The organism is Streptomyces sp. NBC_01477, from assembly GCF_036227245.1.
Taxonomy (GTDB): domain Bacteria; phylum Actinomycetota; class Actinomycetes; order Streptomycetales; family Streptomycetaceae; genus Actinacidiphila.
Map to the genome: position 1 here is coordinate 3,390,996 of NZ_CP109445.1, position 21,175 is coordinate 3,412,170.

Here is a 21,175-nt window from a genome sequence, read left to right on the forward strand (position 1 = left end):
GGGGCGAGTGGAGATCATCCGACAAGATCACGTGTCGGACACGTGTGACAACGACGAAGGTGGGGGATAGATCGTGGCCGCTCTGGCGCGATGGTGCTTCCGGCACAAATGGCTGGTGATTCTGCTGTGGGTGGCGGCGCTGCTCGGCGCGGGCACGGCGGGCAGGATCGCGGGCGACACCTACTCGAATGTGTTCTCGCTCCCCAACACCGAGTCCAGCAAGGTCATCGACCTGCTGGACAAGGCGGTGCACAGCCAGTCCGGCGAGTCCGACACCGTGGTGTGGCACGTGGACTCCGGTTCGGTGCGGGACGCCTCGGTGCAGCAGCGGATCGCCCCGATGCTGGACAAGATCCGGCATCAGAAGGACGTCGGCCAGGTCGGCAGCCCGTACGACAAGGCGGGGGCCGCGCAGATCAGCAAGGACGGCCGGACGGCGTACGCGACGGTGACGTACACCGTGCTCGGCTCCAGCCTGGACAAGTCGCAGGTGCACGACCTGGTCGACACCGCGCACGACGCGCACACCGACGGGCTCCAGGTGGAGCTGGGCGGCAACATCATCGCCTCGGTCGAGGAGCCGCCGGCCGGGCTGAGTGAATTCGTCGGCATCGGCGCGGCCGCGGTGGTGCTCTTCCTGGCGTTCGGCTCGCTGTTCGGCATGCTGACGCCGATCGTGACCGCGCTGTTCGCCATCGGCATCTCGTCGTCGATGATCACCCTGCTCACCCACACCATGAACGTGCCGGACTTCGCGGGGCAGCTGGCGATGCTGGTCGGCCTCGGGGTGGGCATCGACTACGCGCTGTTCATCGTGACCAGGCACCGCAAGGGCATCCTGAGCGGCAAGTCGCCGGAGGAGTCCGCGGTCACGGCGGTGAACACCTCGGGCCGTGCGGTGCTCTTCGCCGGCGGCACGGTCTGCATCGCGCTGCTGGGCATGTTCACGGTCGGCCTGAGCCTGCTCTACGGGGTGGCGATCGCGGCCGCGATGACCGTGGTGGTGTCGGTGCTGGCCGCGATCACGCTGCTGCCCGCGCTGCTCGGGGTCTTCGGGATGCGGGTGCTCAGCCGCCGCCAGCGGCGCAAGTTCGCCGCGAGCGGTCCGCGGACCGGGGACGCGGTCGGTGCCGCGATGCGCTGGTCGACCTTCGTCCAGCGGCACCCGCGGGCGCTGGCCGCGGTCGCCGTCGTGGTCATGGCGGTGCTGGCGATCCCGACCCTGTCGCTGCGGCTCGGCTCGTCCGACCAGGGCAACGACCAGAAGTCCAGCACCACGCGCAAGGCGTACGACATGCTCGCGGACGGCTTCGGGCCCGGTTTCAACGGGCCGCTGACCATCCTGGCCGAGGTCCCGGGCGGCGCCCGCGACAAGGCGGCGCTCGACGGCCTGGTCACCACGCTGGGCCACACCAAGGGCATCGCCTACGCCGCCGCGATGCCGATGCAGCCGGACAGCACGGTGGCGCTGGTCCGCGCGGTGCCGACAACGTCCCCGCAGGACAAGGACACCACCACGCTGATCAACCATCTGCGGGACGAGGTGGTGCCGGCCGCCGAGCGGGGCAACACGATGAAGGCCTACGTCGGCGGACCGACCGCGACCTTCAAGGACTTCGCCTCGGTGCTGGGCAGCAAGATGCCGATCTTCATCGGGGTGATCATCGCGCTGGGCTTCGTGCTGCTGCTGCTCGCCTTCCGCAGCCTGGTCGTCCCGCTGACGGCGGCGGTGATGAACATGGTGGCGGCGGGCGCGTCCTTCGGCGTGCTGGTGGCGACCTTCCAGTGGGCGTGGGGCGGCAGCCTGCTGGGGGCGACCCGGCAGGGGCCGATCGACGCCTTCCTGCCGGTGATCATGCTGGCGCTGCTGTTCGGCCTGTCGATGGACTACCAGGTCTTCCTGGTCAGCCGGATGCACGAGGAGTGGGTCCACACCAAGGACAGCGCCCGCGCGGTACGGGTCGGCCTGGCCGAGACCAGCCGGGTGATCAACTCGGCCGCGGTGATCATGATCTGCGTCTTCGGCGCCTTCGCGCTCAGTGGAGTACGGGTGCTGGGCATGTTCGGCATCGGGCTCGCGGGGGCGGTCGCGCTGGACGCGTTCATCCTGCGGACGGTCCTGGTGCCGTCGCTCATGCACATGTTCGGCAAGGCGAACTGGTGGCTGCCGGCCTGGCTGGACAAGCGGCTGCCGCACATGGCGGTGGAGCCGGCCGAGGACGAGCCGACGCCCAGCGGCAACCAGGCGTCGGACATGGCACTGGCCTCGTCCGCGGACTGACCACCCGCTTCATCCGGGGTGACCTCCCCGTACCAGGGGAGGCGGACCCCCGCCGCCCTCCCCGCAGAACCGGCCCGACTCGGAGCATTCCGAGCCGGGCCGGTTCCTTTTCCGCGCCCGCTCCCCCGCGGCGCGCCTGGCCCCGGGTCGGGCGTCGCCGCCCAGCGCCGGACGGGGCCGGCATCTGGATGTACGACAGCGGCGGCTTCGCGTTCCGGCTCGGCGAGGACCCCTGGGCGGCACATCCAGCGTGCTCGCCCCCTACCGGACGCGGTCGGCGCGGCTGCTCTGCGTCAGGCTGGACCTCGACGTCCCGTGCGGGGACGGCCTCACTTTCCGGCGGGCGTCCGGTCCTGCCGCTGCGGCTCGGTGACCGCGGGCGGCTGGTCGCGCCGCAGGGCGCGCAGGCCCCGGACGCCGATGGCGCCGATCACCGTGCCGAAGACCGTGGAGACCACGGCCAGGGTGAGGTGGATCCAGAAGTACGCGGTCGGCGACGAGTGGTCGCCGTCGTGGAAGGCCAGACCGCTGGTGTCCTTCCACAGATTCTTCACAAAGGTGACCCAGACGATCCACGACCACACCCCGAAGGCGGCGAGGAACCAGGACACCGGGCGAGTGAGCTTCATACGTCCCAGTATGGGCGGCCCCGGAGGGTGCCCCGCGGCCGGGGCGGGGTGACCCCGGCGGCATCTCCGCCCGCGCGCCGTGTTGACCCTGGCGGCCGGAGTGACAGCTGAGCCCTGTACGTTCTTGCGGGTGCTTATGCCTCAGACCGCATCTGCCCGCCGCACACTGCGCCGCCGCGTCCTGGCCGTCGCTGCGACCGCCGCGCTGCTGGGGGGCACCGTATTCGCCGGCACGGCGGGGGCCGCGCCGGGACGCGGGCCCAAGGTGCCGCAGCCGCCCGCGCGGATGTCGACGGTCGGCGGCGACCGGCTGGGGGTGCCGGGCACCCAGGTGGACCTGTCGGGCGGTGCGCCCCCGCTGCCCGCCAAGGTGACGGCCCGGTCCTGGGTCGTGGCGGACGCCGAGACCGGCGACATCCTCGCCGCGCACAACGCGCACTGGCAGCTCGCCCCCGCCAGCACGCTGAAGATGCTCTTCGCCGACGCCGTGCTGCCCAAATTCCCCAAGACCGAGCAGCATGTCGTCGCGGCCACCGACCTCAAGGGCATGGGCGAGGGCAGCAGCCTGGTCGGAATACAGGAGAACCAGGGCTACTCCGTCAAGGATCTGTGGCTCGGCGTCTTCCTGCGCTCGGGCAATGACGCGGTCCATGTCCTCGCCGCGATGAACGGCGGCGTGCCCAAGACGGTCGCCGACATGAACGCGATGGCCAAGGAGCTGCAGGCGGGCGACACCAATGTCGTCACGCCCGACGGCTACGACGAGCCGAACCAGCACAGCAGCGCCTACGACCTCACGCTCTTCGCCCGCCAGGGCCTGCAGAACCCGGACTTCCGCGCCTACTGCTCCACCGTCGTCGCGCAATTCCCCGGCGACTACAAGAAGGACAAGAACGGCAAGCCGACGAAGGTCCGCGGGTCCTTCCAGATCCAGAACACCGACCGCCTGCTCAGCGGCGACTACGACCTGGCGCGCTACCCGGGCATCGCCGGGGTGAAGAACGGCAACACGACCAACGCCGGCGCCACGTACACCGGTGTCGCGCAGCGCGACGGCCGCACCCTGCTGGTCACCGTGATGAATCCGGAGCCCAAGCACAACCAGGTCTACCGGGAGGCCGGCGCGCTGCTGGACTGGGGCTTCAAGGCCGCCGCCACCGCGAAGCCGGTCGGCACCCTGGTGCCGCCGCTCAGCCAGGTAAAGGCGTCGGCCTCGGCGGCGCCCCAGCCGAGCGGCACCGGCGGCAAGCGGATCGACGCGTCCGCGAGCGCGTCCGCGTCCTCCTCGCACGGCCTGTGGACGGCCGCCGGCGTCACCCTGGGTACGGCGCTGGTGCTGGCGGTCGTCGTCACCGTCATCCGCCGCAGGCGCCCGCTGCCGGCCGGCGGGGCGGACGGGGAAGCGTCCGAGAGGGCTCCGGCGGAGCCCGGCGAGGCGTCCGAGGAGACCCCCGCGGAGCCCGGCGGCCACCGCCGCCGCAAGCGCCGGCGTTAGGCCGCGCTCCGGGGCATCCAGCGGTGCGCGCCGCCCTTCTCCAGGTCGACCTTGGCCGTGGGCTCCTGCGGCGGCAGCGGGTCGGGGGCGTGCCGCGGGGTGACGGTCCAGGCGGCGCAGTAGAGCAGCAGCTTGGCCATGAAGTTGAACCAGAGCAGCAGGGCGACGGGCGTGCCGAAGGCGCCGTAGATGTTGCGTCCCGCCACCCGCTGGAGGTAGCCGGCCAGCGCGACCTTGAGGACCTCCAGGCCGACCGCGCCGATCAGCGCGGCCACGACCACGGACTGGCGCGGCGGGTCGACGCCCGGCATCAGGGTGAGCAGATAGACCAGGATCAGGAAGTCGGCGATGACCGCGATCACGTAGCCGACGATTATCAGCAGGACCCGCCCGGCGCTGTTCTGCGACAGGCCGATGTGGTTGGCGGTCCAGTTGACCGCGGCGGTGGCGAAGCCGGACGCGCCCAGCGAGACGAGCACGGCGATACCGAGGCCGAAGAGGATCCCGGCGTCGGTGAGTTTGCTCATCACCACGTTCTGGTCGTTCTTGTCCTTGAGCCACACCGCCCGCAGGCAGTCCCGCAGCGAGCTGACCCAGCCGATGCCGGTGAAGAGCAGCACGGCCGACGCGATCAGGCCGACGGTGCCGGCGTTGGAGACCAGGCCGTTGATGTCGATCTGGTCGGCGATCCCGGGAATCTGCTCGGTGACCTTGTGCTCCAGCTTGTCGAGCTGGCTCTGCGACAGCAGCGCCGCGCCCAGTGCCGCGGCGACGGTGATCAGCGGGAAGAGGGACAGGAAGCTGGTGAAGGTCATCGCGGCGGCCAGCCGCGTCCAGTGCACCTCTTCCAGATGCGCGAACGCCCGCCAGGCGTGCGTCCGCAATCCGCGGTCCACCAGCGGCTTGAGGCGTCTGTCGTACCACGGCCCGAGCCGTGGACCGATCCACGGGATCCGGGTCAGCCAGTCCATGGAGGTCGGTTACCCTCGTCCACCCGTCGCACGCCACGGGTCCGCCGGGTGGCGGTACGGAAGACCAGGGTGCGGGTGCCCCAGAAGCGCAGGGCGGTGGCCAGCACCATACCGACGCCCGCACCCGAGACGACGTCGGCGCGCGGACTGGTGAAGCCCAGCGCATAGTGCGAGCAGGCCAGGCACAGCAGCTGGACGGCGGCGCCTGCGGCGTTGACGGCGAAGAAGACGCCGTAGCGCCGGGCCCGCCCCGCGGCCGGGGCGCGGCGGCGGTAGGTGCCCAGCGCATTGCCGAGGTAGGCGACCGTGCACCCGGCCAGGAAGGACAGCGACTTGGCGGTGAGCGGCCCGAATGCGGCGTGGCCGCGCAGCCAGACGAACAGCCCGAGGTCGGCGGCATAGGCGGCGCCCCCGGCCAGTGCGAAGCCGGCGATCTCGGGCAGCAGGGCGCGCAGCCGGGCGGTACGGGTCCCGGCGGGGCCGCGCGTGCGGCGGGGCGACTCGGTGCGTGCGCTCATCTGTTGACCGCGGCGAGCACATAGAGCGCGCCCCAGGCCAGGCCGATCACCACGAGGGCGCGGTCGCGCAGCAGTACGTCCTCGGGGGCGCCGGCCGAGCCGGCGTCGGCGAAGACGGCGTAGCGCAGCACCGAGAGGATGAACGGGATCATCGACAGTTGACGCCACGGCAGCCAGCCGGAGGCCGCACCGCCGGTCTCCATCGCCCACAGGCAGTACGCGAGCACGCCGACGCCCGCCGCGAGCTGCCAGACGAAGCGCAGATAGCCCGAGGTGTACTCGCCGAGCAGGGCGCGCGAGGCGCCGACGTCGCCGCCCTCGGCGGACATCAGCACCAGCTCGGAGTAGCGCTTGGCGGCGACCATGAACAGCGCGCAGAAGCCGGAGGTGATCAGGAACCAGCGGGACAGTCCGATGCCCAGGGCGAGTCCGCCGGCCATCGCGCGCATCAGGAAGCCGGTGGTGACGATCGCCAGGTCGACGACCAGCATGTGCTTGAGCCAGACGCAGTAGGCCAGCTGCATGACCACGTAGCCGGCCAGCAGGCCCGCGGTGTCGGCGTTGCACATCACCGCGGCGGTGGCGGGCGCGGCCACCGCGAGCAAGCCGCCCGCGGTATAGGCGGCGCCGACCGGCACCTGCCCGCAGGCCACGGGCCGCAGCCGCTTGACCGGGTGGGCCCGGTCGGCGTCGGCGTCCCGGGCGTCGTTGATCAGATAGACGGCCGACGCGCACGCGGTGAACAGCACCAGGACGACGCCGAGCTGTACGGAGTCGCGCAGCGACAGCAGCCGCCCGGCGGCGAAGGGCGCGGCGAGCACCAGGCCGTTCTTGACCCATTGCCGCGGCCTGGCGGTCCGCACCAGGCCGGCGCCGAGCCCGCGCGCGGGCCTGGCGCGTACCCCGATCCCGGCGACACCTGCCGCGCCCGTGGTCTCCTCGACCATGATCGCCGACGGTTCACCCACGGGGACCACCGCCCATGGCGAGCGCGACGCCCCTTTCGGGGACGGCGAACCGGCCGAATCCGGCGCCCCCGCCCGGGAGCGCGCCCAGCGCCCAGCCGCGGCCCAGCCGGGCCGCCGCGGCTCCCAGCAGTGCGCCGCAGGCGACGTCGCTGGGGTAATGGACGCCGGCCACGAGGCGGGAGACGCATATGGCGGCGGCGAGCACGGGCACGGCCGCCCGCCCCGGTAGCAGGGCGCCGAAGGCGATCACGGCGGCGGCCGAGGAGGCGGCGTGCGAGCTGGGGAAGCTGTGCCGGCCCGCGGTGCGCACCAGCGGGGCGGCGCCCGGGATACGCGGGCGGGGGCGGCGTACCAGCCGCTTGACGCCCATGCTCGTCAGATGGGCCGCGCCGACGACGGCGGTGGCGCGCAGCCACGCCTGGCGGCGTTCGCGGTCCGCGAGGGCGCCCGCGGCGCCGGCGGCCACCCATACGGCGCCGTGCTCACCCGCCTGCCCGAGTACGCGCACCGCGCCCGCGATGTGCGGGTTGCCGCCGCAGTCGCGCAGGGCGGCGAGGAGGCGGCGGTCGAGGTGACCTGCGGCGGCCGGCAGTGGGCGGCCGGCACGACTGCCCGGCGCCGACGGGAGCCGGCGGTCGGCGTGACCGGGGACGGTGCGGTCGGCGTGACCGGGGACGGTGCGGTCGGCGTGACCGGGGACGGTGCGGTCGGCGTGACCGGGGACGGTGCGGTCGGCGTGACCGGGAGCGCCTGGCACAGGCCTGCGGTCGGCGCGGTCCTCGGCGCTCGGCACAGGCCTGCGGTCGGCGTGGCCCGGCGCGGTCGACGGGGGCCGGGATATCGAGGTGCCGCGCTGTGCGGCGGAGTCGGCTCTGCGCATCGGCGGTTTCTCCCTCCGCGTGGTGGTCCCGCGGTGATGGCCGCGAGGCCCGTCCCGCGGGATGTCCGCGGGCCGGCCGCGGAGCCCTTCCGCGGTGCGCACGCGGGGCGTGCGCGCACTGTCCGCGGCCGGTGGGCGGCTCGCCGCACCGCGCTGCGTCCAGCCCCGAGTGATTACCGTGCGGGCCGCCGGCTCACGCAGCGACACTCACCCTTTACGGTGAGAAACGCGGCATAACCCCCTTTTGGTATCTTCCGGGCGATACGGTCGGCGATATGCCCGTACCCTTCGCCGTCGAAGCCACCTCCGTCACCGGCTGGGGCCGCACCGCGCCCAGCTCCGCGCAGGTGCTGCGCCCCGGGTCGTACGAGGACGCGGTGCGGGCGGTGCGCGAGTGCGGCGGGCGCGGGACGATCGCCCGCGGGCTCGGCAGGGCGTACGGGGACGCGGCGCAGAATGCCGGCGGCGCGGTGCTGGACATGACGGGCCTGGACCGGATCCACGAGATCGACGCGATCAACGGGCTGGTGGTGTGCGACGCGGGGGTCTCGCTGCACCGGCTGATGGAAGTGCTGCTGCCGCTCGGCTGGTTCGTACCGGTCACCCCCGGCACCCGCTATGTCACCGTCGGCGGGGCGATCGGCGCCGACATCCACGGCAAGAACCACCATGTCTCGGGCTCCTTCTCCCGCCACGTCCGCGCCGTCGAACTGCTCACCGGCGACGGCGAGACCCGGCTGGTCACCCCGGAGGACGAGCCGGAGCTGTTCTGGGCGACGGCCGGCGGCATGGGCCTGACCGGCATCGTGCTGGCCGCCACGATCGAACTGCTGCCGGTGCAGACCTCGCTGATGACGGTGGACACCGAGCGGGCCGCCGACCTGGACGACCTGATGGCCCGGCTCACCGCCGACGACCACCGCTACCGCTATTCGGTGGCCTGGATCGACCTGCTCGCCCGCGGCGCCAGGACCGGCAGGGCGGTGCTGACCCGCGGCGACCACGCCCCGCTCGACGCGCTGCCCGCCCGGCTGCGCGAGGAGCCGCTGGCCTTCCGCCCCGGGCGGCTGCCCGCGCCCCCGCGCCACCTGCCCGAGGGCCTGCTCGGGCGGCGCAGCGTGGGCCTGTTCAACGAGTTCTGGTACCGCAAGGCCCCGCGCGAGCAGCGCGGCAGGCTGCAGAAGCTCTCGTCCTTCTTCCACCCGCTGGACGGCCTGCCCGAGTGGAACCGGATCTACGGCCGCGGCGGCTTCGTGCAGTACCAGTTCGTCGTCGGCCGCGGCGAGGAAGAAGCGCTGCGCCGGATCGTCCGGCGGATCGGCTCGCGCCGCTGCCCGTCCTTCCTGGCGGTGCTCAAGCGCTTCGGCGACGGCGATCCGGGCTGGCTGTCCTTCCCGATGCCCGGCTGGACCCTCGCCCTGGACATCCCGGCCGCGCTGCCGGGCCTGGCCGCCTTCCTCGACGAGCTGGACGACGAGGTCGCCGCCGCGGGCGGCCGGGTCTATCTGGCCAAGGACGCGCGGCTGCGCCCCGACGTGCTGGCCCGGATGTATCCGCGGCTGGACGACTTCCGCGAGCTGCGCACCCGCTACGACCCGCGCGGCGCCATCACCTCCGACCTCGCCCGCAGGCTGGGCGTATGAGCCCGGCCCCCATCCCCGAGGAGAGCCCATGAAGGACGCCTTCGGCGCGCCGCAGTCCCTGCTGATCCTCGGCGGCACCTCCGAGATCGGCCTGGCGACCGCCCGCCGGCTGATCGCCCGCCGCACCCGCACGGTCTTCCTGGCGGGGCGGCCGTCCGCGGCGCTGGAATCCGCTGCCGAGTCGCTGCGGACGCTGGGCGCGCTGGTCCGCACCGTGCCCTTCGACGCGCTCGACCCCGGTTCGCACGAGGATGTGCTCGGCAAGGCCTTCGCCGAGGGCGACATCGACATGGTGCTGCTGGCCTTCGGGGTGCTCGGCGACCAGGCCCGCGACGAGCAGGATCCGCTGGCCGCCGTGCACGTCGCCCAGGTCAACTACACCGGGGCGGTCTCCGCGTCCCTGGTCTGTGCGGCGGCCCTCCAGGCGCAGGGCCACGGCTCACTGGTGGTGCTGTCCTCGGTCGCCGGCGAGCGGGCCCGCCGGGCCAACTTCATCTACGGCAGCAGCAAAGCGGGCCTGGACGCCTTCTGCCAGGGCCTGGCCGACGCCATGCACGGCTCGGGGGTGCATGTGATGACGGTCAGGCCCGGCTTCGTCCGCACCCGCATGACGGCGGGCCGCCCCGAGGCCCCCCTCGCGACCACACCCGACGCGGTGGCGACCGCCATCGAGCTGGGCCTTCGCCGCAGAAGCGGCACGATCTGGGTCCCGGGCACCCTCCGCCTCCTGATGTCCGCCCTCCGCCACCTCCCCCGCCCCGTTTTCCGCCGCCTCCCCACCTGACGCGGGACCCGTCCCGACGGCTGCCGAACGCGACCCGGCAAAAAGCGGAGGTCGCCGGCCGGGCCCTCAGTGCAGGGTCGTCTCACGGGGCGCCGGGGTGGGGTGCTGGTGGGGGACGGCGGGGGGCTCCTTGCCGAAAGGGTATTCACGCATCTTGCGCCACACCCCGTCGCCGCCCTGCTCGTAGAGGGCGAAACCGGTGGCGGTCCAGTCGGCTGTGAAGTCGGCCAGTTCGCGCTGGGCGCGGTCCATGGCGGCCTCGGCGATACCGTGGGCGACCGTGACGTGCGGGTGATACGGGAATTGCAGCTCGCGGGCGACCGGGCCCGACCTGACCTTCTCCTGCAGTTCGGCGCAGCCCCCGGCGCCCTCGGCCAGGCGCACGTAGACGACCGGGGACAGCGGCCGGAAGGTGTCGGTGCCGCGCAGCCGCATCGGGAAGGAGCGCCCCTCCGCCGCGACCTGGGCCAGGTGGCGGCGCAGCGGCGGCAGCTCGGTGCAGCCGACCTCGGTGGGCGGCAGCAGCGTCACATGGGTGGGGATGCCGTACGCGGCCGGGTCGCCGAAGCCCGCACGGCGCTCCTGGAGCAGCCGTCCGTACGGCTCCGGGACCGCGATGGACACGCCGATCGTTGTGGTGGTCTCCATGGCGTTCACCCCTTTCCCCCAGGTCAGTGCCGTCGGCAGGCCCTCGCCGCCGGCACACGCTCGTGCGTGGTGCCGTACCCCGTTACCCCGTTACCCCGTTCCGCGTGCCGTACGTCCCCGGTGGCTCAGTGCTTGGCCGGCACCAGGCCCATGCGGTCGTATGCCGACGCCAGGGTTTCCGCCGCGACGGCCCTCGCCTTCTCCGCGCCCTTGGCCAGCAGGGAGTCCAGGGTTTCCGGGTCTCCCAGATACTCCCTCGTACGTTCGTGGAACGGTGTGACCCACTCCACGAAGATGTCCGCGAGGTCGGTCTTGAGCGCACCGTAGCCCTTGCCCTCGTACTGCTGTTCCAGTTCCGGAATTCCGGTACCGGTGAGAGCGGAGTGAATGGTGAGCAGATTACTGACGCCCGGCTTTTCCGTTTCGTCGTACCGGATGACCGTGTCGGTGTCGGTGACCGCGCTGCGGAATTTCTTCGCCGAGACCTTCGGGTCGTCCAGCAGATTGACCAGGCCCTTGGCGGAGGCCGCGGATTTGCTCATCTTCGCGGTCGGGTCCTGGAGGTCGTAGATCTTGGCGACCTCCCGCACAATGTGCGGCGCCGGGACGGTGAAGGTCGGCCCGTAGCGGCTGTTGAAGCGCTCGGCCAGGTCGCGGGTCAGCTCGATGTGCTGGCGCTGGTCCTCGCCGACCGGGACGGCGTCCGCCTGGTAGAGCAGGATGTCGGCGACCTGGAGGATCGGGTACGTGAACAGGCCCACCGTGGCGCGGTCGGCGCCCTGCTTGGCGGACTTGTCCTTGAACTGCGTCATCCGGGAGGCCTCGCCGAATCCGGTGATGCAGTTCATGACCCAGCCGAGCTGGGCGTGCTCGGGCACATGGCTCTGGATGAAGAGCGTGCAGCGCTCCGGGTCGAGCCCGGCCGCCAGCAGCTGGGCGGCGGCGAGCCGGGTGTTCGCGCGCAGTTCCGCCGGGTCCTGCGGGACGGTGATCGCGTGCAGGTCCACGACCATGTAGAACGCGTCGTGCGACTCCTGGAGCGCCACGTACTGCCGGACCGCACCGAGGTAATTCCCCAGGTGGAAGGAACCGGCGGTGGGCTGGATGCCCGAGAGGGCGCGGGGACGATCTGAGGCCATGTTCACCATTCTCTCAGGTCGGCGCGCGGTCCCACACCCCTGAGCGGCACCGGCGGATCTGCGACGCGACGGCGTTTTCACCGGAAGGTTTCATGCCATCGCCGGTGAGCGACGATAGAAATGGGGCACCGCCCCGGGGGCACACCCCGTCCCCGCTCCCAGGCAGGGCGCCTGGCTCCCGACGCACGACGAACGGAGTACGCACGTGACCACGAGCACATCCAGGATTTCCGCTGCCGAAGGCAGTCCCTCCGCCACCGACCGGCAGATCGCTGCCGCCGAGGCGCACAGCGCGCACAACTACCACCCGCTGCCCGTGGTGATCGCCGAGGCCGAGGGCGCCTGGGTGACCGACGTCGAGGGCCGCCGCTACGTCGACATGCTCGCCGGCTACTCCGCGCTGAACTTCGGTCACGCCCACCCCCGGCTGATCGCCGCGGCCAAGGCCCAGCTCGACCGGGTCACCCTCACGTCGCGGGCCTTCCACCACGACCGCTTCGCGCAGTTCTGTACGGAGCTGGCGGAGCTGTGCGGCATGGAGATGGTACTGCCGATGAACACCGGCGCCGAGGCGGTGGAGACCGCCGTGAAGACCGCCCGCAAGTGGGGCTACCAGGTCAAGGGCGTGCCCGACGGGCGGGCGAAGATCGTCGTCGCCGACGGCAACTTCCACGGCCGCACCACGACGATCATCAGCTTCTCGACCGACCCCGAGGCGCGCGCCGACTTCGGCCCGTACACGCCCGGCTTCGAGGTCGTCCCCTACGGCGACCTCGACGCGCTCGACGCGGCGGTCGACGCGGACACCGTCGCGGTGCTGCTGGAGCCGATCCAGGGCGAGGCGGGCGTCCTGGTGCCGCCGCCGGGCTACCTCGCCGGGGTGCGCCGGATCACCGGCGAGCGCGGCACGCTCTTCATCGCCGACGAGATCCAGTCGGGCCTGGGCCGCACCGGCCGCACCTTCGCGTGCGAGCACGAGGGCGTCGTGCCCGACATGTACGTGCTCGGCAAGGCGCTCGGCGGCGGGGTCGTCCCGGTCTCCGCGGTCGTGTCGTCCCGGGACGTGCTCGGTGTCTTCCGCCCCGGCGAACACGGCTCCACCTTCGGCGGCAACCCGCTGGCCTGCGCGGTCGGGCTGGAAGTCATCGCGATGCTGCGCACCGGCGAATACCAGCGGCGGGCCGCGGACCTCGGCGACCACCTGCACCGCGAGCTGGGCTCCCTGCTGGCGGCCGGCACCCTGACCGCGGTCCGCGGCCGCGGCCTGTGGGCGGGCCTGGACATCCCGCCGGCGCTGGGCACCGGCCGCACCGTCTCAGAGGCGCTGCTCAGGCGCGGTGTGCTGGCCAAGGACACCCACACCGCCACGATCCGGCTGGCGCCGCCGCTGGTCATCTCCAAGGACGACCTCGACTGGTCCCTCGACCAGCTGCGTGCCGCCCTGCGCGGGTAGGTCCGGTCCGCGGTCCCGCGCGTACGAACCGCCCTGCACGCGTAGGTCCGGCGCCCCGCGCGTACGAACCGCCGTCCTCGCGCAGGCCCGGTCCGCTCCCGCCGTAAGGTGCGAGGGTGATCATCGGGATGGTGGCGGCGCTCGTGGCGGCCGTGTGCTTCGGGGTGGCGTCGGTACTTCAGGCCAAGGGGGCGCGGGCCGCCGAGCCGGGCAGCGGGTCGGGGGTGGACACCCGGCTGCTCGCGCGGGCGCTGGCCCAGCGGGTGTACATCGCCGGGCTCGGCCTGGACGCGGTCGGCTTCGCCATGGAGCTGGTCGCGCTCCGGGCGCTGCCCATCTACGCGGTCGGCGCGGCCCTGGCGGCGAGCCTCGCGGTGACCGCGGTCGCCGCCAGCCGGCTGCTGCACGTGACGCTGCAACGCGTCGAGTGGGGCGCGGTCGGCACGGTCTGCGGCGGCCTGGCGCTGCTCGGGCTCGCCTCGGGCGGCGAGGGGCACGGACACGGCACTTCCGCGCTGCGCTGGGCCACGCTCCTGGCCGCCGGCGGCGTCCTGCTGGTGGGGCTCGCGGCGGGGCGGCTGCCGGGCCGCGCCAGGGCCGCGGTGCTCGGCCTCGGCGCCGGGCTGGGCTTCGGCGTGGTCGAGGTGTCGGTCCGGATCATCGACAGCGTCACCAGCCCGGCCCTCTACGCGCTGCTGCTCGGCGGCGGCTCCGCCTTCCTGCTGCTGACCTCGGCCCTGAGCAAGGGCTCGGTCACCACGGCGACCGCGGGAATGGTCATCGGCGAGACGATCGGCCCCGCTCTGGTCGGCGTCCTGGCCCTGGACGACCGCACCCGCCCCGGCTGGGCGCCCGTCGCCGTCGTCGGCTTCGTACTGGCCGTGGTGGGCGCCCTGGTGCTGGCCCGCTTCGGCGAGGGCGGCGCGGACGGTCCCCCCGGTCCGGACGGTCCGGACGGCGCTACGGCCGGGTCGCCGGTGACATCCGGCAGGTGACGCCGATCCGGTTCCAGGCGTTCATTGCGACGCCCATCGCAATGAGCCGCGGCAATTCGTCCTCGTCGAAGAGCTTGGCGGCCTCGTCGTAGACGTCGTCGGGCACGCCGTGCCCGCCCAGGTGGGTCATCGCCTCGGCCAGGGCGAGGGCGGCGCGTTCGCGGGCGGTGAAGAACGGGGTCTCGCGCCAGACCGTCAGGCCGTAGAGCTTCTGCTCCGGAACGCCCTCCTTGCGGGCGTCGGCGCTGTGCTTGTCGACGCAGTAGGCGCAGCCGTTGAGCTGGGAGACGCGGACCCTGACCAGCTCGCGCACCACCGGGTCCAGGCCCAGGGCCGCGGCCTTGTCGAGGGCGAACATCGCCTGGTAGAAGTCCGGCGCCTTGTCCTTGAGGTCGATCCGGCGGACCGGTGCGGGAACGGCTTCGTCAGCCGGGGGAATCGTGGTCATGCAGCCACCGTAGACGGGAAGTGGCACTTCCCTGTGGTCCACTTGGGGCATGAACGACTGGGCCATTCCGCAGCGCGGCAGCGGGAGTTACGACCTGCTGCTCGACCTGGCCGGGCAGCGCACCCGGGCGGGCCTGGAGGAGGCGCTGCGCGCGGCCGTACGCGACGGGCGGCTCGCCCCCGGCACCCGGCTGCCGTCCAGCCGCGTCCTGGCCCACGATCTGGGCCTGGCCCGCAACACCGTCGCCGACGCCTACGCCCAGCTCGTCGCCGAGGGCTGGCTCACCGCCAGGCAGGGCTCCGGCACGACCGTCGCCGCCCGGCCCGCCCTTCCGGTACGCCGGCCGGCCCGGCCCGCGGCGGACCGGCCGCGTACCGAACCCGCCGACGTCGTACCGGACCGCACCGGGCTCCCCTACGTGCTGTGGCCCGGCTCGCCCGACCTGTCGTCCTTCCCGCGCACCGCCTGGCTGCGGGCCGCCCGCCGCGCCCTGACCGCGGCCCCCAACGAGGCCTTCGGCTACACCGACCCGCGCGGCCGGCCCGAGCTGCGCACCGCGCTCGCCGACTACCTCGCCCGGGTCCGCGGTGTCCGCACCGACCCGGACCACCTGGTCATCTGCACCGGCTACATCCAGGCCGTCGGCCTGCTCTCCCGCGTCCTGTACACCCGCGGGGCACGCCGCGCCGCCGTCGAGACGGTCGGCCTGCCCGACATCCCGACGGTGCTGCGGGCCGCGGGACTCGAACCCGTACCTCTCCCCGTCGACGCGGACGGCGCCCGGGTGGAGGACCTCGGGACCGGTGTCCCCGCGGTGCTGCTCACCCCGGCGCACCAGTTCCCGCTGGGGGTACGCCTCTCCCCCGCGCGGCGCACGGCCGTCGTCGCCTGGGCCAGGTCCACCGGCGGGATCGTCGTCGAGGACGACTACGACGGCGAATTCCGCTACGACCGGCAGCCGGTGGCCGCGCTCCAGGCGCTCGCCCCCGACCACGTCGTCTACGCCGGCACCGCCAGCAAGAGCCTCGCCCCCGGGCTGCGGCTGGCCTGGATCGCGGTCCCTTTGCATCTGCTCGACGCGGTGGTGCGGGAGAAGCGGGTGGCCGACCACCAGTCGGCGGTGATCGACCAGTTGACGCTGGCGGAGTTCATCCGGTCCGGGGCGTACGACCGGCACGTGCGGCGGATGCGGGTACGGTATCGCGCGCGGCGCGACCGGGTGGTGGAGGTGCTGGCCGAGCGCGCGCCCGGCGTGCGCGTGTCCGGCATCGCCGCCGGGCTGCACCTGGTGCTGGAACTCCCGGCGGGCGGCGCGCCGCTGGACGCCGTGGTCGGCCGGGCGCACCGGCTGGGGCTCGCCGTCCCCGGGCTCCCCGCGTTCGGCTCCGCCGCTTCCCACCCGCCCGCCCTCGTCGTCGGCTACGGGACGCCGCCGGACCATGCGTTTTCGGCGGCGGTGGGGTTGCTGTGCGAGGCGCTGGCCGCGCGGGCTTGAGGGGGTGAGGGGTGGTTCCCAGTTGCGGTGGCCGCGCTGCTTCCGCGCCGTCGTGGCTGGTCGCGCGGTTCCCCGCGCCCCTGGGCGGTGCCACTTGCGGTGGCCTGCACGTGCCGCTTTCACCGTGGCTGGTCGCGCAGTTCCTCGCGCCCCTGGGGGGGTAGCACTTGGGGTGGCGGTCGCACCTCGCGGTGCTTCGTGGTTGCGCGCGCAGTTCCCCGCGCCCCTGGGGGGCGTGCCCTCCGGGGCGCGGGGAACTGCGGGCGGGGGTGGGGTCAGATCAGGCCGAGGTCGCGGACTGCGGCCTGCTCTTCCGTCAGTTCCTGGACGGACGCGTCGATCCGCGCCCGCGAGAACTCGTTGATGTCCAGGCCCTGGACGATCTCGAACCTGCCGTCCTTCGTGGTGACCGGGAAGGACGAGATGAGGCCGGCCGGGACGCCGTAGGAACCGTCGGAGACGACGCCCATCGAGGTCCAGTCGCCCTCGGCGGTGCCGTTGACCCAGGTGTGGACGTGGTCGAGGGCGGCGGACGCGGCGGAGGCGGCCGAGGAGGCGCCGCGGGCCTCGATGATGGCCGCGCCGCGCTTGGCGACGGTCGGGATGAAGGTGTCGGCCAGCCACTGCTGGTCGTTGACGACCTCGGCGGCGTTCTTGCCCGCGACCTCGGCGTGGAAGATGTCCGGGTACTGCGTGGCGGAGTGGTTGCCCCAGATCGTGACGCGCTTGATGTCGGCGACGGCCGCGCCGGTCTTCTTCGCCAGCTGCGCGATCGCGCGGTTGTGGTCCAGCCGGGTCATCGCGGTGAAGCGCTCGGCCGGGACGTCGGGGGCCGCGGACTGCGCGATGAGCGCGTTGGTGTTCGCCGGGTTGCCGACCACCAGGACCTTGATGTCGTCGGCCGCGTGGTCGTTGATCGCCTTGCCCTGCGGCTTGAAGATGCCGCCGTTGGCCGACAGCAGGTCGCCGCGCTCCATGCCCTTGGTGCGGGGGCGGGCGCCGACCAGCAGCGCGACGTTCGCACCGTCGAAGGCGACGTTCGGGTCGTCGGTGATGTCGATACCGCGCAGGAGCGGGAAGGCGGCGTCGTCCAGCTCCATGGCGGTGCCCTCGGCTGCCTTGAGGCCCTGCGGGATCTCCAGCAGCCTGAGCTTCACCGGCACGTCCGCGCCGAGCAGGTGGCCCGAGGCGATACGGAAGAGGAGGGCGTAGCCGATCTGGCCGGCCGCTCCGGTGACGGTGACGTTGACGGGAGTGCGAGTCATTGCCTTCTCCTGGCCTTTGCTGCGGTCTGCTGCGGTCGCGGAACGGCCGCTACGGCAGTGGCCCGAGCGGCCCCGAACGCGGATCTCTCGTCGTCAAGAGAGCCACCCGTCAGGCTATCGCGCGCCGCGCGCGGCGTCGGACCGCGGTCGTGTGGCGGCGGTCACCGCGCCGCCCGCGGAGTCAGCCGACGCAGATGCCCAGCACGATCAGGCCCAGGCACAGGCCGGTGTGCGTCGGACTCGGTGTGGCGGTGGGAGTCGGGGTGTCCCGGCTTGACGGCGTCGGCGACGCGGCGCCGGTCGGCGCCGGCGTGCCGTGCACGGGCGGCGGGGTCGTCGTCCCCGCTCCCGGCGCCACCGGCTCACCCGTCACGGGCGCGGTCGAGGCGGCGGGCGGTACGGGCGGTGCGGTGCCGCCGGGAGTCGCCGAGCCGTGGCCCGGTACGTGCGCGCCCGACGCCGGTGTACGGTCCCGGGGCTGCCGCGCGGACGCCGAGGCGGTGGCGGTGGGGGCGCCGACCGTGGGGCCGGCGTCGCGGCCGGGTGCCCGGCCGTTGCTCGTACCCGCCATCAGTACGACCGCGAGCAGCGCCGCCACCGCGAGCAGGCCGGCGACGGCGAGCAGCGCGATGCGCCTGCGGCGGGCGGGAAGGCCGTCCTCCGCGGTCAGCGGGTCGAGCGGGTCGGGCAACGGCAGCGGCTTGCCCCGTCCCCGGTCGCCCGTACCGGTCGAGGCCTTGTCCGCGAGCTTCCACAGGGCGCCGATACGGTCGTAGTCCGCGCCGCACGCCTGCGCCAGCACCTCGACGGCGGCGAGCGGGGCGACGGTGCGGGCCGCCAGATAGCCGGCCCACGCCTCGGCGGATTCCGCGGTGCGCGCGGCCAGCGCCGGGACGGTCAGGCCGCTGCGGTCCTTCATCCTGCGCAGTTGCGTCGCGAGGCGCCGCATGTCCAGGGGGATGCGGTCCGCCAGTGGTTCCCACTGCCCCATGCCGCACCCTTCGTGTCCCGCCCGATACCCGGAGCTACGGTAGATCATCCCTGCCCGTACGGATGGGCTTCCGGTCAACCCGCCACGACCGGACGGCCGTTGTGCTAACCGGAACCCCGGGTTGCCCCCGTCCTGCCCCTCAGGACACGCCCGGGACCTTCCCCCGGCGGGTTGCTGGTCGCGCAGTTCCCGCGCCCCCGGGTGATTGCCACGTGCGGTGGCATGCCGCTTTCACCAGCGCCGCGGTTGCGCGCGCAGTTCCCCGCGCCTCTGAAAAGCTCGCTCACCCTCCGCGGAAGAGGAACCGAGCCCTGTCAGGAGGCGCTGGGGGTACCCCCAGGCGAAGCTCCGGGGGCGGAACTGCGCGGCCAGCCACAACGCACCGCAAGCTACGACGCCCACCGCAGGTGGCACCCTCAGGAGCGCGGGGAACTGCGCGGCCGGCCACGGCGGACGCGCGCCGTACTCGCCCTCAACCGTTCACCGAACGGAAAAGTGGATGATGTCCTCCAGGAACGGGATCCGGATCAGCGGGTCCGGCTGAGCCATCAGCGCCAGGAGGACGATGGCCACGCCGAGAATCCCGTACGTGATCACGTCGGTGAACCGGCTGCGCACGGCGAGCATCCCCACCGACTGCATGGTCCACCTCAGCGCTCCGCCGAGGAGAAGCGCGGCCCCCACCACGATCGCCCCGGCGCGGAACGCGCCCGCGGCCGTCGTGATGAGGCCGATGACCGCGCCCGTGATGACCAGGATGATCGGCCACTGGCGGGCCGGGGCGGGCGCGTCACCGGGGGCGGCGCGTCCGCCGCCTTCCGGGCGGGCGGTGGAGGTGGTCACGGCGGGGCGCCCGCCGGGGCCGAGGTCATCCGGCATGGGCCGCCGCCCGTTCCGCCGTTTCCACCACGTTCTGCAGCAGCAGCGCCCGGGTCATCGGGCCGACGCCGCCGGGGTTCGGGGAGAGCCAGTCGGCGACCTCGGCCACCCCGGGGTGGACGTCGCCGACGATCTTGCCGTGCTCGTCGCGGCTGACGCCGACGTCGAGGACGGCCGCGCCCGGCTTGACGTCCTCGGGCTTGACGATGTGCGGCACCCCGGCCGCGGCCACGATGATGTCGGCCTGCCGCAGCTGCGCGGACAGGTCGCGCGTACCGGTGTGGCACAGCGTGACCGTGGCGTTCTCGGACTTGCGGGTGAGCAGCAGCCCGATCGAGCGGCCGACGGTGATGCCGCGGCCGACGACCACGACGTGCGCGCCGTTGATGGCGACGCCGTGCCGCCGCAGGAGTTCGACGATGCCGTTGGGGGTGCAGGGCAGCGGCGCGGGCACGCCGAGCACGAGCCGGCCGAGGTTCGTCGGGTGCAGCCCGTCCGCGTCCTTGGCGGGGTCCATGAGTTCCAGCACCCGGTTGGTGTCGATGCCCTTGGGGAGCGGGAGCTGCACGATGTAGCCGGTGCACGTCGAGTCGTCGTTGAGTTCGCGGACGACCGCCTCGATCTCGTCCTGCGTGGCGGTGTCCGGCAGTTCGCGCTGGATCGAGCCGATGCCGACCTGCGCGCAGTCGCGGTGCTTGCCCGCGACGTACCACTTGCTGCCCGGGTCGTCGCCGACCAGCAGGGTGCCGAGGCCGGGTGCGACACCGCGGGCCTTGAGCGCCTGGACGCGCTCGGTCAGTTCGGACTTGATCGCGGCGGCGGTGGCCTTGCCATCGAGAATCTGGGCGGTCATGCCCCCATACTCCCGGATGGGAGCCGCGTGGGACCAATCCGTCCGCTTCCTGTGCACGGTTGACCCTTGCGCCCCCGCGGCGCTGGGCCGGACGATGTGGCGATCCGTCCCGTCCGTCCCGCTCTAAGGAATCCGCACGTGAGTCAGCCTCCCGGCTCCCCGAATCCGTACGGCGGCCCGCCGCAGCAGCCCTACGGCCAGCCGCAACCGCCCGGTATCCCGCCGCAGCAGCCGTACTACGGGCAGCAGCCGGCGGGCTACGGCTATCCCCCGCAGCAGCCGTACGGCGGCTACCAGCAGCCGGGCGGGCTGCCGCCGGGCATGCCGCCGCTGGCGAGCTGGGGCGCCCGGCTCGGGGCGTCCCTGCTCGACGGCCTGATGTTCAACCTGATTCCGTCCGGGCTGTTCCTCGCGGGCTACCTGCCGTACAGCAAGAAGGTCAGCGACGCGACCACCGCGTGCCACGACCAGGGCGTTTCGACCGGCAACTGCGACCTGCCGAGCATCACCGGCGCCAATGTGACGCTGATCCTGATCGGCGGGCTCCTCGGACTGGCCGCGTTCGTCTTCCTGAGCGTCCGCGAGGGCCGGACCGGGCAGACGCCGGGCAAGAAGATCGTCGGCATCCGGCTGCTGCGCGAGTACGACGGCTCCGCGCTCGGCTTCGGACGCGCTTTCGGCCGCCGCTGGCTGCACGTCCTCGACTCCATACCCTGCGGGCTCGGCTTCCTGTGGCCGCTGTGGGACAGCAAGAACCAGACCTGGGCCGACAAGATGGTCCACACCGTGGTGATCAAGGACCAGTTCTGAGCGCTTCCGGCGCCATGGGCGACGCCTTAC

General features: G+C 73.1%; 20 protein-coding genes. 8 read left to right on the forward strand and 12 right to left on the reverse strand.

Annotated elements, in window-relative coordinates; translation table 11 throughout:
* Positions 1-73: 73 nt before the first annotated feature.
* A complete protein-coding gene (locus OHA86_RS13765) occupies positions 74-2,281 on the forward strand; it encodes an MMPL family transporter (protein ID WP_329175391.1) in 2,208 nt (735 codons plus the stop codon).
* A 329-nt stretch (positions 2,282-2,610) separates the two neighbouring features.
* Here the strand turns inward: OHA86_RS13765 and OHA86_RS13770 are convergent, their stop codons facing one another.
* Positions 2,611-2,910: an SCO4848 family membrane protein gene (locus OHA86_RS13770; protein WP_329175392.1), complete on the reverse strand. Its 300-nt coding sequence runs from the start codon at positions 2,908-2,910 to the stop codon at positions 2,611-2,613.
* A gap of 136 nt (positions 2,911-3,046) precedes the next feature.
* On the opposite strand from OHA86_RS13770, the gene OHA86_RS13775 reads away from it, so the two are divergent.
* A complete protein-coding gene (locus OHA86_RS13775) occupies positions 3,047-4,405 on the forward strand; it encodes a D-alanyl-D-alanine carboxypeptidase family protein (RefSeq protein ID WP_329175393.1) in 1,359 nt (452 codons plus the stop codon).
* Here OHA86_RS13775 and OHA86_RS13780 read toward each other — a convergent pair.
* The 4 genes from OHA86_RS13780 to OHA86_RS13795 are packed head-to-tail and all read right to left on the reverse strand — an operon-like array spanning position 4,402 to position 7,742.
* Entirely contained in the window at positions 4,402-5,376 is a 975-nt protein-coding gene (locus OHA86_RS13780) for a YihY/virulence factor BrkB family protein (protein ID WP_329175395.1), read from the reverse strand. The two genes, OHA86_RS13775 and OHA86_RS13780, sit on opposite strands and share 4 nt — an antisense overlap.
* Entirely contained in the window at positions 5,364-5,894 is a 531-nt protein-coding gene (locus tag OHA86_RS13785) for a GtrA family protein (protein ID WP_329175397.1), read from the reverse strand. Before OHA86_RS13785 ends, OHA86_RS13780 begins: the two co-directional genes overlap by 13 nt.
* Positions 5,891-6,841: a decaprenyl-phosphate phosphoribosyltransferase gene (locus tag OHA86_RS13790; protein ID WP_329182401.1), complete on the reverse strand. Its 951-nt coding sequence runs from the start codon at positions 6,839-6,841 to the stop codon at positions 5,891-5,893. The genes OHA86_RS13785 and OHA86_RS13790 overlap by 4 nt, the downstream gene beginning before the upstream one ends.
* 13 nt (positions 6,842-6,854) lie before the next feature.
* A complete protein-coding gene (locus OHA86_RS13795; protein ID WP_329175399.1) occupies positions 6,855-7,742 on the reverse strand; it encodes a phosphatase PAP2 family protein in 888 nt (295 codons plus the stop codon).
* 275 nt (positions 7,743-8,017) lie between these two features.
* On the opposite strand from OHA86_RS13795, the gene OHA86_RS13800 reads away from it, so the two are divergent.
* Together OHA86_RS13800 and OHA86_RS13805 are read left to right on the forward strand one after the other, a co-directional pair.
* Positions 8,018-9,385 (forward strand): FAD-binding oxidoreductase, encoded by a 1,368-nt coding sequence (locus OHA86_RS13800; RefSeq protein WP_329175400.1) that lies wholly within the window; start codon positions 8,018-8,020, stop codon positions 9,383-9,385.
* A gap of 28 nt (positions 9,386-9,413) precedes the next feature.
* Positions 9,414-10,169: a decaprenylphospho-beta-D-erythro-pentofuranosid-2-ulose 2-reductase gene (locus OHA86_RS13805; RefSeq protein WP_329175402.1), complete on the forward strand. Its 756-nt coding sequence runs from the start codon at positions 9,414-9,416 to the stop codon at positions 10,167-10,169.
* A gap of 66 nt (positions 10,170-10,235) precedes the next feature.
* Here OHA86_RS13805 and OHA86_RS13810 read toward each other — a convergent pair whose 3' ends face one another.
* Both OHA86_RS13810 and trpS read right to left on the reverse strand, forming a co-directional pair.
* Positions 10,236-10,817 (reverse strand): 2'-5' RNA ligase family protein, encoded by a 582-nt coding sequence (locus OHA86_RS13810; RefSeq protein ID WP_329175403.1) that lies wholly within the window; start codon positions 10,815-10,817, stop codon positions 10,236-10,238.
* Positions 10,818-10,942: 125 nt separating this feature from the next.
* A complete protein-coding gene (gene trpS, locus OHA86_RS13815; RefSeq protein ID WP_329175404.1) occupies positions 10,943-11,956 on the reverse strand; it encodes a tryptophan--tRNA ligase in 1,014 nt (337 codons plus the stop codon).
* 226 nt (positions 11,957-12,182) lie between these two features.
* Here trpS and rocD point away from each other — a divergent pair, with 226 nt between their 5' ends.
* Together rocD and OHA86_RS13825 are read left to right on the forward strand one after the other, a co-directional pair.
* Positions 12,183-13,409: an ornithine--oxo-acid transaminase gene (rocD, locus tag OHA86_RS13820; protein ID WP_329182402.1), complete on the forward strand. Its 1,227-nt coding sequence runs from the start codon at positions 12,183-12,185 to the stop codon at positions 13,407-13,409.
* Positions 13,410-13,537: 128 nt separating this feature from the next.
* A complete protein-coding gene (locus OHA86_RS13825; RefSeq protein WP_329182403.1) occupies positions 13,538-14,404 on the forward strand; it encodes a hypothetical protein in 867 nt (288 codons plus the stop codon).
* Here OHA86_RS13825 and OHA86_RS13830 read toward each other — a convergent pair.
* The gene (locus tag OHA86_RS13830) at positions 14,370-14,852 is read right to left on the reverse strand and encodes a carboxymuconolactone decarboxylase family protein (protein WP_329175406.1); all 483 of its coding nucleotides are present in this window, start codon (positions 14,850-14,852) and stop codon (positions 14,370-14,372) included. The two genes, OHA86_RS13825 and OHA86_RS13830, sit on opposite strands and share 35 nt — an antisense overlap.
* A gap of 49 nt (positions 14,853-14,901) precedes the next feature.
* Between OHA86_RS13830 and pdxR the strand changes: the two genes are divergently transcribed.
* On the forward strand, positions 14,902-16,347 hold the full coding sequence (gene pdxR / locus OHA86_RS13835; RefSeq protein WP_329175408.1) for a MocR-like pyridoxine biosynthesis transcription factor PdxR: 1,446 nt from the start codon (positions 14,902-14,904) through the stop codon (positions 16,345-16,347).
* A 275-nt stretch (positions 16,348-16,622) separates the two neighbouring features.
* Here pdxR and OHA86_RS13840 read toward each other — a convergent pair whose 3' ends face one another.
* The 4 genes from OHA86_RS13840 to OHA86_RS13855 form a co-directional block, all read right to left on the reverse strand.
* Positions 16,623-17,612, reverse strand: a complete 990-nt coding sequence (locus OHA86_RS13840; RefSeq protein WP_329175410.1) for a malate dehydrogenase — start codon at positions 17,610-17,612, stop codon at positions 16,623-16,625.
* A gap of 181 nt (positions 17,613-17,793) precedes the next feature.
* Positions 17,794-18,603, reverse strand: a complete 810-nt coding sequence (locus OHA86_RS13845) for a helix-turn-helix domain-containing protein (RefSeq protein WP_329175411.1) — start codon at positions 18,601-18,603, stop codon at positions 17,794-17,796.
* A 480-nt stretch (positions 18,604-19,083) separates the two neighbouring features.
* A complete protein-coding gene (locus OHA86_RS13850; protein WP_329175413.1) occupies positions 19,084-19,482 on the reverse strand; it encodes a DUF3017 domain-containing protein in 399 nt (132 codons plus the stop codon).
* A complete protein-coding gene (locus OHA86_RS13855; protein WP_329175415.1) occupies positions 19,472-20,335 on the reverse strand; it encodes a bifunctional methylenetetrahydrofolate dehydrogenase/methenyltetrahydrofolate cyclohydrolase in 864 nt (287 codons plus the stop codon). The genes OHA86_RS13850 and OHA86_RS13855 overlap by 11 nt, the downstream gene beginning before the upstream one ends.
* Before the next feature lie 138 nt (positions 20,336-20,473).
* Between OHA86_RS13855 and OHA86_RS13860 the strand changes: the two genes are divergently transcribed.
* Positions 20,474-21,145: an RDD family protein gene (locus tag OHA86_RS13860; protein ID WP_329175417.1), complete on the forward strand. Its 672-nt coding sequence runs from the start codon at positions 20,474-20,476 to the stop codon at positions 21,143-21,145.
* Positions 21,146-21,175 lie beyond the last annotated feature (30 nt).